10 protein-coding genes are annotated in these 16,450 nt (G+C 62.7%); 7 read left to right on the forward strand and 3 right to left on the reverse strand.

Annotation, left to right across the window (positions count from 1 at the left end; translation table 11 throughout):
• Nucleotides 1-95: 95 nt before the first annotated feature.
• The 6 genes from ACM6IM_RS05060 (at nt 96) to ACM6IM_RS05085 (ending at nt 12,296) form a co-directional block, all read left to right on the forward strand.
• A complete protein-coding gene (locus ACM6IM_RS05060; RefSeq protein ID WP_414864385.1) occupies nt 96-1,412 on the forward strand; it encodes an MdtA/MuxA family multidrug efflux RND transporter periplasmic adaptor subunit in 1,317 nt (438 codons plus the stop codon).
• Nucleotides 1,409-4,513, forward strand: a complete 3,105-nt coding sequence (locus ACM6IM_RS05065; RefSeq protein WP_414864386.1) for an MdtB/MuxB family multidrug efflux RND transporter permease subunit — start codon at nt 1,409-1,411, stop codon at nt 4,511-4,513. The genes ACM6IM_RS05060 and ACM6IM_RS05065 overlap by 4 nt, the downstream gene beginning before the upstream one ends.
• Nucleotides 4,510-7,617, forward strand: coding sequence for an efflux RND transporter permease subunit (locus ACM6IM_RS05070; RefSeq protein ID WP_192307882.1), 3,108 nt, complete (start codon nt 4,510-4,512; stop codon nt 7,615-7,617). The genes ACM6IM_RS05065 and ACM6IM_RS05070 overlap by 4 nt, the downstream gene beginning before the upstream one ends.
• Complete coding sequence (locus tag ACM6IM_RS05075; RefSeq protein WP_414864387.1) at nt 7,614-9,083, forward strand: efflux transporter outer membrane subunit; 1,470 nt, start codon at nt 7,614-7,616, stop codon at nt 9,081-9,083. Before ACM6IM_RS05070 ends, ACM6IM_RS05075 begins: the two co-directional genes overlap by 4 nt.
• Before the next feature lie 267 nt (nt 9,084-9,350).
• Nucleotides 9,351-11,432: a putative bifunctional diguanylate cyclase/phosphodiesterase gene (locus ACM6IM_RS05080; RefSeq protein WP_414864388.1), complete on the forward strand. Its 2,082-nt coding sequence runs from the start codon at nt 9,351-9,353 to the stop codon at nt 11,430-11,432.
• Nucleotides 11,433-11,549: 117 nt separating this feature from the next.
• Nucleotides 11,550-12,296, forward strand: coding sequence for an SDR family oxidoreductase (locus ACM6IM_RS05085; protein WP_192307885.1), 747 nt, complete (start codon nt 11,550-11,552; stop codon nt 12,294-12,296).
• A gap of 112 nt (nt 12,297-12,408) precedes the next feature.
• On the opposite strand, the gene mapR is transcribed toward ACM6IM_RS05085, so the two are convergent.
• From mapR to ACM6IM_RS05100, 3 genes are all read right to left on the reverse strand, one after another.
• Nucleotides 12,409-13,818: a GntR family transcriptional regulator MpaR gene (gene mapR / locus ACM6IM_RS05090; RefSeq protein ID WP_414864389.1), complete on the reverse strand. Its 1,410-nt coding sequence runs from the start codon at nt 13,816-13,818 to the stop codon at nt 12,409-12,411.
• 127 nt (nt 13,819-13,945) lie between these two features.
• The gene (gene ccoG / locus ACM6IM_RS05095; protein WP_414864390.1) at nt 13,946-15,358 is read right to left on the reverse strand and encodes a cytochrome c oxidase accessory protein CcoG; all 1,413 of its coding nucleotides are present in this window, start codon (nt 15,356-15,358) and stop codon (nt 13,946-13,948) included.
• Between the two features lie 195 nt (nt 15,359-15,553).
• The gene (locus ACM6IM_RS05100) at nt 15,554-15,787 is read right to left on the reverse strand and encodes a DUF3203 family protein (RefSeq protein WP_414864391.1); all 234 of its coding nucleotides are present in this window, start codon (nt 15,785-15,787) and stop codon (nt 15,554-15,556) included.
• A gap of 122 nt (nt 15,788-15,909) precedes the next feature.
• Between ACM6IM_RS05100 and ACM6IM_RS05105 the strand changes: the two genes are divergently transcribed.
• A complete protein-coding gene (locus tag ACM6IM_RS05105; protein WP_201192782.1) occupies nt 15,910-16,413 on the forward strand; it encodes an MgtC/SapB family protein in 504 nt (167 codons plus the stop codon).
• Nucleotides 16,414-16,450 lie beyond the last annotated feature (37 nt).

Consider the following 16,450-nt stretch of genomic DNA (forward strand, 5'->3'; position numbering starts at 1 on the left):
ACGTAAGCCGAAGGTAAATTGCCGGTAAAGGCGCTTTGCTATTTAGCCGCCAGTGCTTATCGTTCAGCCTCCTGTAGAAAAAGCCCACGCGCCCAATGGTTGATCATTCCATGCAATCCTCCGCTTCCCGTAGTCCTCGTCGCTGGCTGTTCGGCCTGCTCGTCCTGTTGGTCATCGCTGCCCTGTGCTGGAAATTCTGGCCCGGTGGTGCTGCACCCAAAGAAGGGGCAGGGCAGAAAGCCGCGGTGGGCCATGCGGGGCGCGCCGGCGGGATGCGGCCCGGCTTCGGTGGCGCGGCCGGGGCGGTGCCGGTGCGTGTTGCGCCGGCGGTCAAGGGCGATTTCCCATTGTATTACCGGGCGCTGGGCACGGTGACGGCGTTGAACACCATCAATGTGCGCAGCCGCGTGGGCGGCGAACTGATCAAGGTGTCGTTCGAAGAGGGGCAGATGGTCAAGGCGGGCGACCTGCTGGCGGAAATCGACCCGCGTCCCTACCAGAACGCCTTGCTGCAGGCCGAAGGCACCTTGCTGCAGAATCAGGCACAACTGAAAAATGCTCAGGTCGACGTCGAGCGTTATCGCGGTTTGTATCGCGAAGACAGCATCGCCAAGCAGACCCTGGACACCGCCGAAGCATTGGTCGGCCAGTACCAGGGCACGGTCAAGACCAACCAGGCGGCGGTCAACGACGCCAAGCTCAATCTCGAATTCACCCGCATCCGCGCACCGATTGCCGGGCGCGTCGGCCTGCGTCAGCTCGACGTCGGCAACCTGGTCGCCGCCAACGACACCACGGCGCTGGCGATCATCACCCAGACCCAGCCGATCAGTGTCGCCTTCACCTTGCCGGAGAACAGCCTCGACGTGGTGCTGGCCCGCTATCGCAGCGGCGCCAGGCTGCCCGCTGAGGCCTGGGACCGTGGCGACGCCAAATTGCAGGCCACCGGCGTGTTGCAAAGCCTCGATAACCAGATCGATGTCGCCACCGGCACCCTGAAATTCAAGGCGCGCTACGAAAACCGCGACCAAGCGCTGTTCCCCAACCAGTTCGTCAACGTCCACTTGCTGGCCGACACCCTGAAAGACGTGGTGCTGGCCCCGGCGGCAGCCATCCAGTTCGGCACCAACGGCACGTTCGTCTATGCGATGGACGGTGACAAGAAAGTCACGATCCGCCCGTTGAAGGTCGGCGCCAGCGATGGCGAGAACACCGTTGTCATCGAGGGCCTGAAGGCGGGTGAACGCGTCGTCCTGGAAGGCACCGACCGCCTCAAGGAAGGCAGCGAAGTGGAAGTGGTCAACGACACCAAGGACGTACCGACCTCGCCGACCGGGCACCTGCAGGGCAAGTCGGCGGCCAGCACGACTGAGCCGGTCACCACCGACAAGGCGAAAAAGGGCGGCGCATGAATCTCTCGCGGCTGTTCATCCTTCGCCCGGTAGCCACCACCCTGAGCATGCTGGCCATTGTCCTGGCCGGCCTGATCGCCTACCGCCTGTTGCCGGTGTCGGCCTTGCCCCAGGTCGACTACCCGACCATCCGCGTGATGACGCTTTATCCCGGCGCCAGCCCGGATGTCATGACCAGCGCGGTGACGGCACCACTGGAGCGCCAGTTCGGGCAGATGCCGGGCTTGACCCAGATGGCCTCGACAAGCTCCGGCGGCGCCTCGGTGCTGACCCTGCGGTTCAGCCTCGACATCAACATGGATGTCGCCGAGCAGGAGGTGCAAGCCGCGATCAATGCCGCGACCAACCTGTTGCCCAAAGACCTGCCGGCGCCGCCGGTGTACAACAAGGTCAACCCGGCCGACACCCCTGTACTGACGCTGGCGATCACCTCCAAGACCATGTTGATGCCCAAGCTCAATGACCTGGTCGATACCCGCATGGCGCAGAAAATCGCCCAGATCAGCGGCGTCGGCATGGTCAGTATTTCCGGTGGTCAGCGCCAGGCGGTACGGATCAAGGTCAACCCCGAGGCCCTGGCGGCGGCCGGGCTGAACCTGTCGGACGTGCGCACGCTGGTCGGCGCCTCGAACGTCAACCAGCCCAAGGGCAACTTCGACGGCCCGACGCGGGTCTCGATGCTCGATGCCAACGATCAACTGACCTCGCCCGCAGACTACGCCAACCTGATCCTGGCCTACAGCAATGGCGCACCCTTGCGACTCAAGGATGTGGCGGAAATCGCCGACGGCGCCGAAAACGAACGTCTCGCCGCCTGGGCCAATGAAAGCCAGGCGGTGTTGCTCAACATCCAGCGCCAGCCGGGCGCCAACGTCATCGAGGTGGTCGACCGGATCAAGGCCTTGCTGCCGAGCATCACCGATAACCTGCCGGCCGGCCTCGAGGTCACCGTCCTCACCGACCGCACCCAGACCATTCGCGCTTCCGTGACCGACGTCCAGCACGAATTGCTGATCGCCATTGCCCTGGTGGTGATGGTGACCTTCCTGTTCCTGCGCCGGGCCAGCGCGACGATCATTCCGTCGGTGGCGGTGCCGCTCTCGCTGATTGGCACCTTTGGCGTGATGTACCTCGCCGGTTTCTCGGTCAACAACCTGACCCTGATGGCCCTGACCATCGCCACCGGTTTCGTGGTGGACGATGCGATCGTGATGCTGGAGAACATTTCCCGTTTCATCGAAGAGGGCGACAGTCCGCTGAATGCGGCGCTCAAGGGCGCGAAACAGATTGGCTTCACCCTGGTGTCCCTGACGCTGTCGCTGATTGCCGTACTGATTCCGCTGCTGTTCATGGCCGATGTGGTAGGGCGTCTGTTTCGCGAGTTCGCGATCACCCTGGCGGTGGCGATCCTGATTTCCCTGGTGGTGTCCCTGACCCTGACGCCGATGATGTGCGCGCGGTTGCTCAAGCGTGAACCCAAAGAGGAAGAGCAGGGCCGTTTCTATCGGGCCAGCGGTGCGGTCATTGATTGGATGATCGAGGCTTACGGGCGCAAGTTGACGTGGGTTCTCAAGCACCAGCCGCTGACATTGCTGGTGGCTGTCGGCACGCTGGCGTTGACCGTGTTCCTGTACCTGGTGGTGCCCAAGGGCTTCTTTCCGGTCCAGGACACCGGGGTCATCCAGGGCATCTCCGAAGCGCCGCAGTCGATCTCCTTTGCAGCGATGAGCGAGCGCCAGCAGGCGCTGGCCAAGGTGGTCCTCGCCGACCCGGCCGTCGAGAGCCTGTCGTCCTACATCGGTGTCGATGGCGACAACTCGACGCTCAACAGCGGTCGCCTGTTGATCAACCTCAAATCCCACGGCAATCGTGATCTCAGTGCCTCCGAGGTGATTGCCCGCCTGCAACCGGAAGTGGACAAGCTGGTCGGCATTCGCCTGTTCATGCAGCCGGTGCAGGACCTGACCATCGAAGACCGCGTCAGCCGTACGCAATACCAGTTCAGCATGTCATCGCCGGATGCCGAGTTGCTCAGCCTGTGGAGCGGCCGCCTGGTCGAAGCCCTGAGCGAGCGCCCGGAGCTGGCCGACGTCGCCAGCGATTTGCAGGACAAGGGATTGCAGGTCTATCTGGTGATCGACCGTGACGCCGCTTCGCGGGTCGGGGTGTCGGTGGCGAATATCACCGATGCCCTGTATGACGCGTTCGGCCAGCGCCAGATTTCCACCATCTACACCCAGGCCAGCCAGTACCGCGTGGTGCTGCAATCGCAATCGGGCGAGAAAATCGGCCCGGACGCGCTGAACCAGATCCACGTCAAGACCACCGATGGCGGGCAGGTGCGCCTGTCCAGCCTGGCGCACATCGAGGAGCGGCAGGCGCAACTGGCGATCACCCATATCGGCCAGTTTCCGGCGGTCATGATGTCCTTCAACCTGGCGCCTGGCGTGGCGCTGGGTCATGCGGTGCAAATCATCGAGCAGGTGCAGCAGGACATCGGCATGCCAGTCGGCGTGCAGACCCAGTTCCAGGGTGCGGCGCAGGCGTTCCAGGCGTCCCTGTCGAGCACCTTGCTGCTGATCCTGGCGGCGGTGGTGACCATGTACATCGTGCTGGGCGTGCTGTACGAAAGCTACATCCACCCGATCACCATCCTCTCGACCTTGCCCTCGGCCGCGGTCGGTGCCTTGCTGGCCCTGCTGTTGAGCGGCAATGACCTGGGCATGATCGCAATCATCGGCATCATCCTGCTGATCGGTATCGTGAAGAAGAACGCGATCATGATGATCGACTTCGCCCTCGACGCCGAGCGTAACCAGGGCATGGACCCGCAAACCGCGATCTACCAGGCGGCGCTGCTGCGTTTCCGGCCGATCCTGATGACCACGCTGGCGGCCTTGTTCGGTGCCGTGCCGTTGATGCTCGCCACCGGCTCCGGGGCCGAGCTGCGTCAACCCCTGGGCCTGGTGATGGTGGGGGGCTTGCTGGTGAGCCAGGTGCTGACCCTGTTCACCACACCCGTGATTTACCTGTACTTCGACCGTCTCGGTCGGCGTTGGGGCCGTCCATCCGAGCCGGTGGAAGCGGTCGAGCAGCCATGAACCTCTCCGGACCTTTCATCAAGCGCCCGGTCGCCACCTTGCTGTTGAGCCTGGCGATCATGCTGCTCGGCGGCGTGAGCTTCGGCCTGTTGCCCGTCTCGCCGCTGCCACAAATGGATTTCCCGGTGATCGTGGTCCAGGCCAGTTTGCCCGGGGCCAGCCCGGAAGTGATGGCCTCGACCGTGGCCACGCCGCTGGAACGCTCCTTTGGCGCCATCTCGGGCGTCAATACCATGAGCAGCCGATCCAGCCAGGGCTCGACCCGGGTGATCCTGCAGTTCGATCTCGACCGCGACATCAACGGCGCGGCGCGGGAAGTGCAGGCGGCGATCAATGCTTCGCGTAACCTGCTGCCCAGCGGGATGCGCAGCATGCCGACCTACAAGAAGGTCAACCCGTCCCAGGCGCCGATCATGGTGTTGTCGCTGACCTCGGAGGTGCTGCAAAAGGGCCAGCTGTACGACCTGGCCTCGACGATCCTGTCCCAGAGCCTGTCCCAGGTGCAGGGTGTCGGTGAAGTACAGATCGGCGGCAGCTCCCTGCCCGCCGTGCGCATCGAGCTCGAGCCCCAGGCGCTGAACCAGTACGGCGTGGCGCTGGACGATGTGCGCAACACCATCGCCAACGCCAACGTTCGTCGCCCCAAGGGGTCGGTCGAAGACGGCGAGCGGCTGTGGCAGGTGCAGGCCAACGATCAACTGGAAAAAGCCAAGGATTACGAGTCGCTGATCATTCACTACGCGGACGGTGCAGCCCTGCGCCTGAAGGATGTGGCCAAGGTCAGCGACGGCGTCGAGGACCGCTACAACAGCGGTTTCTTCAACGACGATGCGGCTGTCCTGTTGGTGATCAACCGACAGGCCGGCGCCAACATCATCGAGACGGTCAACGAAATCAAGGCCCAGCTTCCGGCCTTGCAGGCCGTACTGCCCGCCAGCGTCAAGCTGAACCTGGCCATGGACCGCTCGCCGGTGATCAAGGCGACGCTGCACGAAGCGGAAATGACCCTGCTGATCGCCGTGGCCCTGGTGATCCTGGTGGTGTTCCTGTTCCTCGGCAACTTCCGCGCCTCGCTGATCCCGACCCTGGCGGTGCCCGTCTCGCTGGTGGGCACCTTTGCGGTGATGTACCTCTACGGCTTTTCCCTGAACAACCTGTCGTTGATGGCGCTGATTCTCGCCACCGGGCTGGTGGTGGACGATGCCATCGTGGTGCTGGAGAACATTTCCCGGCACATCGACGCCGGTGTGCGCCCGATGAAGGCCGCCTACCTGGGGGCCCAGGAAGTCGGTTTCACGCTGCTGTCGATGAACGTGTCGCTGGTGGCAGTGTTCCTCTCGATCCTGTTCATGGGCGGGATCATCGAGAGCCTGTTCCGTGAGTTTTCCATCACCCTGGCAGCGGCCATCGTCGTGTCGCTGGTGGTGTCCCTGACCCTGACGCCGATGTTGTGCGCACGTTGGCTCAAGCCGCACACGCCGGGGCAGGAAAATCGCCTGCAACGCTGGAGCCAGCGCACCAACGAATGGATGGTCGGCAAATACGCCACCAGCCTCGACTGGGTGCTGCGCCATCGACGCCTAACGTTGCTCAGTCTATTGGTGACAGTTGGGGTGAATATTGCGCTGTATGTGGTTGTTCCTAAAACATTCATGCCGCAGCAGGACACGGGGCAACTGATCGGTTTCGTGCGGGGGGACGACGGTCTGTCCTTCAGTGTCATGCAGCCGAAGATGGAAATTTTCCGTCGTGCCGTGCTCAAGGACGACGCAGTGCAAAGCGTCGCCGGCTTCATCGGTGGCAGCAACGGTACCAACAATGCCTTCATGCTGGTGCGCCTGAAGCCGATCCAGGAACGCGGGCTTTCCGCGCAAAAGGTCATCGAGCGCATGCGCAAGGAAATGCCCAAGGTGCCCGGCGCTCAGTTGATGCTGATGGCGGACCAGGACTTGCAGTTCGGGGGCGGCCGTGAGCAGACGACCTCGCAGTATTCCTACATCATCCAGAGTGCTGACCTGAGCGAGCTGCGCAAGTGGTATCCGAAAGTGGTGGCGGCCCTCAGGGCCCTGCCGGAACTGACCGCTATCGATGCCCGGGAGGGCAGCGGCGCGCAGCAGGTGACGCTGATCGTCGACCGCGATCAGGCCAAGCGCCTGGGCGTCGACATGGACATGGTCACGGCCGTGCTCAACAACGCCTACAGCCAGCGGCAGATTTCGACGATCTACGACAGCCTCAACCAGTACCAGGTGGTGATGGAGGTCAATCCCAAGTACGCCCAGGACCCGATCACCCTCAAGCAGGTCCAGGTGATCACCGCCGACGGTGCGCGGATCCCGCTGTCGACCATCGCCCATTACGAAAGCAGCCTGGAAGAAGACCGCGTCAGCCACGAAGGCCAGTTTGCGTCCGAGAGCATTTCCTTCGACATGGCCGAAGGCGTGACGGTGGAGCAGGGCACGGCCGCGATCGAACGCTCGCTCGCCCAGCTTGGCATGCCCGAAGACGTGATCGTGAAGATGGCCGGCACCGCCGACGCCTTCGCCGCAACGCAGAAGAGCCAGCCATGGATGATTCTCGGCGCGCTGCTGGCGGTCTACCTGGTGCTGGGTGTGCTGTACGAAAGCTACATTCACCCGCTGACCATTCTGTCGACCCTGCCGTCGGCTGGGGTCGGTGCTTTGCTGTCGATCTACGTGCTGGGGGCCGAGTTCAGCCTGATTTCTCTGTTGGGACTGTTCCTGCTGATCGGCGTGGTGAAGAAAAACGCCATTCTGATGATCGACCTGGCGTTGCAACTCGAGCGGCACCAGGGCCTGGAGCCGCTGGAGTCGATCCGCAACGCTTGCCTGCAGCGACTGCGTCCGATCCTGATGACCACCCTGGCGGCCATCCTCGGCGCATTGCCGCTGTTGCTGAGCCGTGCCGAAGGTGCGGAAATGCGCCAGCCGCTGGGCCTGACCATCATCGGCGGGCTGATCTTCAGCCAGGTGCTGACGCTTTACACCACCCCGGTGGTCTACCTCTATCTCGACAAACTGCGCCATCGCTTCAACCGCTGGCGCGGCGTGCGCACCGATGCTGCCCTGGAAACTCCGCTATGACTGACCGTTCGCTTAACAACCTGTCCGCACCGCTGCTGATGGCCCGGGGCTCGCGTTTGCTGAGCCTGTCGCTGTGCGTGGCGCTGCTCAGTGCCTGCGCCATCGGCCCGGATTACCAGCGCCCGGCCACCGCTGCGCCGGTGCAGTACAAGGAAGCGGCCGGCTGGCGACAGGCCGCCCCGAGCGATTCCCTGGCTCGCGGGGCCTGGTGGGAGCTGTACGGCGATCAACAGCTCAACGGCCTGATCGACAAGCTCAACAGTGCCAACCAGACGGTCGCGCAGTCCGAAGCCCAGTACCGGCAGGCCCAGGCGCTGGTGCGCAGTGCCCGTGGTGCGTTTTTCCCGACGGTGGACCTGACCCTCGGCAAGAACCGTTCAAGCCAGGGCACCGGCAGCAGCAGTTCCAGCCTGAGCAGCACCTCCAGTGGTATTCGCAATACCTACACCGCCCAGGCGGGGGTCAGTTGGGAAGCCGATGTCTGGGGCAAATTGCGCCGTGGGCTGGAGGCTGACACGGCCAACGCCGAGGCCAGTTTTGCCGACCTGGCCGCGATGCGCCTGAGCCAGCAGTCGGAACTGGTGCAGAACTACCTGCAATTGCGGGTCATCGACGAGCAGAAACGCCTGCTGCAAGCGACGGTGGAGGCGTATCAGCGGTCGCTGAAAATGACCGAAAACCAGTATCGCGCCGGCGTTTCCGGCAAAGATGCGGTGGCGCAGGCACAAACCCAGCTCAAGAGCACCGAGGCGGACCTGGTCGACCTGATCTGGCAGCGGGCCCAGTTCGAGAACGCCATCGCCGTGTTGATCGGCCTGCCGCCCGCGCAATTCAGCGTGGCCGAACGCCAGGACATCCCGCAGCTACCTGACGTGCCGCTGAGCCTGCCGTCGCAATTGCTGGAGCGACGCCCGGACATTGCCTCCGCCGAGCGCTCGGTGATCGCCGCCAACGCCAACATCGGCGTGGCCAAGGCCGCTTATTACCCCGACCTGACCCTGAGCATGAATGGCGGTTACAGCAGCAGCACTTCAAACGGGCTGTTCACCGTGCCCAACCGCTTCTGGTCGGTCGGCCCGCAACTGGCCATGACCCTGTTCGACGGCGGTCAGCGCTCGGCGGAAGTCGACCGCAGCGAGGCGGCGTACGATGAAACCGTGGCCAAGTACCGTCAGACCGTGCTCGATGGCTTCCGCGAGGTGGAAAACTATCTGGTCCAGCTCAAGGTCCTGGAGAACGAGTCCGAGGTTCGCCAGCAAGCGCTGGATGCGGCCCGGGAGTCCCTGCGCCTGACCCAGAATCAGTACAAGGCCGGGCTGATTGCCTATCTGGATGTGGTGGTGGTCCAGGCCACGGCGCTGAACAACGAGCGCAGCATGCTGGACCTGTTGCAGAGCCGGTTGATTGCCAGCGTGCAATTGATCGCCGCGCTCGGTGGCGGGTGGGATGGCAATACCGAACTGTAATCACTCCTGTGGGAGCGAGCCTGCTCGCGATGCGGTTTCAAGGCCACAACGGTGGGGGCTGACACACCGCTATCGCGAGCAGGCTCGCTCCCACAGTGGGGGTATTCATACCGGCAATACACGGCTCTGCGATGGCTCAAACAAGCGTTTCATCGGCTTGCTGGCCATTTGCTCATTTTGTCAGTGCGTTCTTTTGCGCAATCAGTACAATCGCCGATTTGCCTGCCAGGAATGGACTCAGTCAGTCAGGTCGTTTCGAGAAACCCCATGCTCATCGGTAGCTATTCCCCCTCGCTGGTTGTCATTTCGCTCTTCGTGGCGATCCTCGCGTCCTATACGGCGCTCGATCTGACCGGGCGCATTGCCACGGCCAAAGGCCGGGCGGTGCATTTCTGGACGGCTGGCGGCGCCTTTGCGATGGGGATTGGCGTGTGGTCGATGCACTTCATCGGCATGCTGGCGTTCGATCTGCCGATCGCGCTTGGCTACGACATCACACTGACGGGCCTTTCACTGCTGACCGCCATCCTGTCCAGTGGCTTTGCCCTGTGGCTGGTCAGCCAGTCACGATTGCCACTATGGCAACTGGGCTTCGGTGCGTTGGTGATGGGCGCCGGTATCAGTGCCATGCATTACACGGGCATGGCCGCGATGCGCATGGAGCCCGGCATCGATTACGACCCCATGCTGTTCGCCGTGTCCTTGCTGATCGCCGTCGGCGCGTCGGGTGCGGCTTTGTGGATCGCCTTCCGCCTGCGCCTGCATACACCCTATGTCAGCCTGATCCGTGGCGGCGCGGCAATCATCATGGGCATTGCCATTGTCGGCATGCACTACACGGCCATGGCCGCCGCGCAGTTTCCCGACGGCAGTTTCTGTGGCGCGGCCACCGCTGGCCTGAATGGCAAGGGTCTGGACAGCCTGGTGCTGGTGACCACGCTGGCGGTGCTGAGCATCGCGCTGCTCACGTCGATTCTCGATGCACGCCTGGAGGCCCGTACAGCCGACCTGGCTCATTCGCTGACCGAAGCCAACCGCGAACTCACCCAGTTGGCCCTGCACGACACGCTGACCGGGCTGCCCAACCGCGTATTGCTGGCCGACCGGATCGATCAGGCCATGTCGAGGGTGAAGGAGCAGGGCGGCTGTTTTGCCTTGATGTTCATCGACCTGGACGGCTTCAAGCCGGTCAACGATGCGTTCGGCCACCACATGGGCGATCTGCTGCTGCGTGAAGTGGCACTGCGTCTGCGCGAGGATTTGCGCAGCCAGGACACCCTGGCGCGGATTGGCGGCGATGAATTCGTCTTGCTGGTGCAGTTGGTCAGCGAGCATGACGCGCTGAGTCTCGCCGAGCGCCAGGTCGGGCTGGTCGGGCGCTCGTTCCGCGTCGCCGAACATGACTTGCAGATCTCCGCCAGTGTCGGCATCGCCCTTTATCCGGGCAATGGCCACAGCGCCGAGGAATTGCTGATGAACGCCGATGCGGCGATGTATCACGCCAAGGGGGCGGGGAAGAACGGATACAGCTTCTTCGATGCCTCGATGAACAGCAACGCGCGCAAACAACTGCAATTATTGCAGGAACTGCGCAACGCACTGGATCAGCAGCAGTTCAGGCTGCATTACCAGCCCAAATTCGATGCCAGCAACGGCCGCGCCGTCGGCGCCGAGGCTTTGTTGCGTTGGGAACACCCGACCCACGGCCTGTTGTTGCCCGACAAGTTCATTGATCTGGCAGAGAAGACCGGACTGATCATCCCGATCGGCGACTGGGTGCTCAACGAAGCCTGTCGGCAGATGCGCGAGTGGTTTGTGCTCGGCTACACCCATTGGCGTATCGCCGTGAACCTGTCCGCGTTGCAGTTCTGCCACGCAGGCCTGGTACAGAGCGTAGCCAGGGCCCTGGCCACGCACCATCTGCCAGCCAACTGCCTGACCCTGGAAATCACCGAAACCACGGCGATGAGCGACGCCGATGCCAGCATGACGGTGCTCAATGAGCTGTCGCAGATGGGCGTCGACCTGTCCATCGATGACTTTGGCACCGGCTATTCCAGCCTGATGTACCTCAAGCGCCTGCCGGCCAATGAGCTGAAGATCGACCGTGGGTTTGTCCGCGACCTGGAGCGCGACAGCGACGACGCGGCCATTGTTTCGGCGATTGTCGCCCTGGGGCAGGCGCTGGGCCTGCGAATCGTCGCCGAAGGGGTGGAAACCGACGTGCAGCAGGATTTCCTGACGCAGCTTGGTTGTGACTCGCTGCAAGGCTACCTGCTGGGGCATCCGCTGCCGGCGGAGCGATTCCTGTCGGACATTGTCCAGGCGGAGCAACTGGCGGCAGGCTGAAAATCCCGGTCGCAGTCATCGGTCATCTGCGCGCAAGCTGCCACAGCTCATGCAAAACCGGTCAATGGCGGTTATTCTTGGCCCCGACTGCATACGCTTGAACGGGGAAACGCTCGCATGGACAAAGTCATTGTCATCACCGGCGGCAGCCGCGGTATCGGTGCCGCCACGGCACAACTGGCCGCCGAACAGGGCTATCGGATCTGCATCAACTACCAGTCCGATGAAGAGGCCGCCCATCGCGTGCTGGAGCAAGTCCGCGCTCTTGGCGCCCAGGCCATTGCGGTACGTGCCGATGTCAGCAACGAAGACGAAGTGATTGCCCTGTTCAACCGGGTCGACGCCGAGCTGGGCCGGGTCACGGCACTGGTCAACAATGCGGGCACGGTGGGGCAAAAGTCCCGGGTCGACGAAATGTCCGAGTTCCGCATCCTCAGAACCCTCAAGACCAATGTCCTGGCGCCGATCCTCTGTGCCAAGCACGCCATCCTGCGCATGTCACCCAAGCACGGCGGGCAGGGCGGCAGCATCGTCAACGTCTCCTCGGTCGCCGCGCGCCTGGGGGCGCCGAACGAGTACGTGGATTACGCCGCGTCCAAAGGCGCGCTCGACACCTTCACCCTGGGCCTGTCCAAGGAGGTGGCGGGCGAAGGTATTCGCGTCAACGCCGTGCGCCCTGGCTACATCTACACCGACTTCCACGCGCTCAGCGGAGATCCGGATCGGGTCAGCAAGCTGGAGTCGGCGATCCCGATGGCACGCGGCGGCCGGCCGGATGAAGTGGCGGAGGCGATTGTGTGGCTGTTGTCGGACAAGGCTTCTTACGCGACGGGGACGTTTGTGGATCTGGGGGGCGGGCGTTAGCCCCAGGATTACCTGTGTTTGTCCTGGCGTTATCGCGAGCAGGCTCGCTCCCACAGTGCAGAACATCCAGAGTCAACTGTGGGAGCGAGCCTGCTCGCAATGAACGCAAACCTCAAAACGACCGCACAATCCGCCCCAGCGTCTCCATCGCCCTTTCCGCCGCCTCATTCCAGGGGCTGCCGTAATTCAAGCGAATACAATTCCTGAACCGCTGGGTCGGGGAAAAGATCGGTCCTGGTGCAATGCTGATCCCTTGGGCCAACGCCATCTGGAACAGCTTCAACGAATCCATCTGCGGCGGCAGCTCAAGCCATAGGAAGTAGCCGCCAGCCGGCTGGCTGACCCGGGTTTCTGCCGGAAAATACCGGACTATCGCCGCCAGCATCGCGCTCTGTTGTTCCTCCAGTGCGTAACGCAACTTGCGCAGATGCCGGTCGTAGCCGCCGTGTTGCAGGTAGTCGGCAATCGCCGCCTGGGCCGGCATCGACGCGCACAGCGAGGTCATGAGTTTGAGCCGTTCGATTTTCTGCGCATAGCGTCCGGCCGCCACCCAGCCCACCCGATAACCGGGCGCCAGGCTTTTCGCGAACGAGCCGCAATGCATCACCAGTCCTTCGGTGTCGAAGGCCTTGGCCGGCTTTGGCGCCTGCTGGCCGTAATAGAGCTCGGCGTACACATCGTCTTCGATCAGTGGCACCTGATGCTGGCGCAACAGCTCCACCAGCTCCTGTTTCTTCGCCTCGGGCATGGTCGAGCCCATCGGGTTCTGGAAGCTGGTCATGCACCAGCAGGCCTTGATCGGGTGGCGTTCCAGGGTTTGCGCGAGTACGCCGAGGTCGATGCCGTCACGCGGGTGCACGGGGATTTCCACGGCTTTGAGTTTCAACCGCTCCAGAATCTGCAGGCAGGCGTAGAACGCCGGGGCTTCGATGGCCACCAGGTCCCCCGGCTCGGTCACCGCTTGCAGGCACAGGTTCAGCGCTTCCAGGGCGCCATTGGTGATCAGCAACTCTTCCATGGGCAGCATCAGGCCGCCGACCATGTAGCGCAGGGCGATCTGGCGCCGCAGTTGCGGGTTGCCCGGCGACATGTCGGTGACGACCATGCGCGGGTCCATGTCCCGGGTGGCGCTGGCCAGTGAGCGCGACAGCCGTTGCAGGGGGAACAAGGTCGGGCTGGGAAACGCTGAGCCAAAGGGCACGGTGGTCGGGTCCTTGATCGAATCGAGGACCGAGAACACCAGTTCGCTGACGTCGACTTCGGTGGACTCGTTGACCTGGCTGCTGATCACCGGCTCGGAAAACGGGCTTGGCGCATGGGTGTTGACGAAATAACCGGAGCGCGGGCGGGCGCGGATCAGGCCGCGGCGTTCCAGCAGGTAATAGGCCTGGAACACCGTGGACGGGCTGACGCCGTAGGTCTGGCTCGCGTATCGCACCGAAGGCACGCGTTGGCCGGGGCCCAGGACGCCGGAGCGGATCAGTTCAGCGATGTCATCGGCGAATTTTTCGTAGCGTTTCATCTAAAGCCCGTTGGGTGTCATTCGGTGAAATCGGGGTGAGCTTCTCGCGAGCGGTCGCTCCCACAAAGCCGCTCGCAACACGGTGGGAGCGAGCCTGCTCGCGATGGGCGCACCGAAGTTTAAGGGATCAGCGATTCATCGGCGCAACAAACCTGCTCTTTGCCACGGCGTAAATACCGGGCTCGTCGCTGTCGATGACCTTGAAGCTCAGGGTCTGCGAACTGCTGGCGGGTCGGTCCGTGGTCATCGCCACCGACACCGGCACATCGACAATTTCCCCGGCGGCCAGACTCAGCTCGGTCCGGCCTTGCAGCTGGAAGCCGTCGCCATCGACCAGACTCAGTTGATAGTTCTGACGTTGCTGGGTCTTGTTGATCACCTTGAGGCTGTAGATGTTCTCGATCTGGCCCCGACCGTTCTCACGGAACAAACCACGGTCCTTGGTCACGTCCAGCGATACCATCGGCCGTTCGATCAGTGCCAGGGTCAGGGCGCCGATCATCGCCACCAGCACCACGGTATAACCGATCAGGCGTGGACGCAGCAGGTGCGTCTTGCCGCCCTGCAACTCCCGTTCGGAGGTGTAGCGGATCAGGCCGCGCGGGTAGTTCATCTTGTCCATGATCGAGTCACAGGCATCGATGCAGGCGGCGCAACCGATGCATTCCATCTGCAAACCGTCGCGAATGTCGATGCCGGTCGGGCAGACCTGAACGCAGAGCTGGCAATCGATGCAATCGCCAAGTCCCACTTCGGCCGGTTTGACCTCGCGTTTGCGTGGGCCGCGATTTTCGCCACGGGCGACATCGTAGGAAATGGCCAGGGTGTCCTTGTCGAACATCACGCTCTGAAACCGTGCATAGGGGCACATGTGGATGCACACCGCCTCACGCAGCCAACCGGCGTTAAGGTAAGTGGCACCGGTGAAGAACAGCACCCAGAACAGGCTGACGCCGCCGATCTGCAGGGTCAGCAGTTCCGCGGCCAGCGGCCGGATCGGGGTGAAGTAGCCGACAAAGGTCAGGCCTGTGATCAGGCTGATCGCCAGCCACGCCGTGTGCTTGGCCGAGCGACGTATCAGCTTGTTCAGGCTCCAGGGCGCCGCCTTCAGCTTGATCCGCTGGTTGCGCTCGCCTTCGATGACCTTCTCGCACCACATGAAGACCCAGGTCCAGGAACTCTGTGGGCAGGTGTAGCCGCACCAGACGCGTCCGGCAAACACGGTGATCGCGAACAGGCCGAACGCGGCAATGATCAGCAACCCCGACAACAGGATGAAGTCCTGCGGCCAGAACGTTGCGCCAAAGATGTGGAATTTGCTTTCGGAAAGGTCCCAGAGCACGGCCTGGCGATCCCCCCAGTTCAACCAGGCAGTGCCGAAGAACAGCAGGTACAAAAGGCCCGCACCGAGCAGGCGCAGGTTACGAAACCTGCCGGTGAAACTGCGGGTGTGGACCAGGGTGTCAGTGGACTTGGCCTTCATCTTTGGACGCGAAGGCTCGAAGGTTTCTACGGTTCGGACGGGGATTAGTTCGCTCATGGTCTTTCGCTCATCAGCCTCCATCAGGCCGGGTCACTATGAGCGACGAACTGTTTGCATAACAGACTCAGGTATTTCAATAAAAAGCGGATCAGATGAGTGTGCAGCCATTGCCTGCGACAACTTGAAGCACTTGTGTTGCCGGCACGCGGGCGCCTATATCAGGGGCCCGCGCGGTGTGTTGATGCGCGTCAGTCAAATCACCGAATCACTGTCCGTGGCCTTCAAGTGGCGGCGCCCGTCCACCGCACCTGCTACGGTCAATGCATCCGCTTCTGCTTCGGTGATGTAGATGCGCTGCCCGTTGATCTCGACGGCCGACATCGATTTTTCGCTGTCGGTGATGATCTCCACGTCAGGGCAGAGGCGAATTTCCTCGCCGTTCTCGGTGGTGAAGAAGCAGGTCTGGTTCTCGATACGTACAGTCATGGCTCTGTCCTTGTTTCGGCGGGTTATACCGCGTTAGGGCACAACCGAAGGCCATCGTTCTGTGCAACTGATTAATGGTCGGTGCGGTCCATCCTCTATCGATCAATAACAAGGATTACGCCATGGACGCCTGGTGGCATGAGGTTTGGGTAACCCTGCAAGCGGAATTCGCCGACATCGGCGACGCCGCGCAACTGACGCGGATTACCGTCAGACTGCTGATCGCGGCACTGCTGGGCGCGATCCTGGGTTTTGAGCGCGAGCACAAGGGCAAGGCGGCCGGGGTTCGCACCCACATGCTGGTCGCACTGGGCGCAGCGCTGTTTGTGCTGGTGCCGCAAACGGCCGGCGCCCAGGCGGATGCCATGAGTCGCGTGGTGCAGGGCGTGATTGCCGGTATCGGGTTCCTCGGCGCCGGCACCATTCTGAAAAACCAGGAAGGCGACGAAGGCCACGTCAAAGGCCTGACCACCGCCGCCGGCCTCTGGATGACCGCTGCCATTGGTGTTTCGGCCGGGCTGGGGCGAGAGGCCACGGCGGTGTTCAGTACGTTGCTGGCGTTGGCGGTGTTCAGCGTGATGCCGAGGATTGTGAAGATGTTCGAGAACGATAAGGAGGCTTCGTAGGCTGGTCAGGGATGGTCCGAGAGGCAGGATCTCCAGT

Source organism: Pseudomonas sp. IT-P12, from assembly GCF_949767465.1.
Classification (GTDB): Bacteria; Pseudomonadota; Gammaproteobacteria; order Pseudomonadales; family Pseudomonadaceae; genus Aquipseudomonas.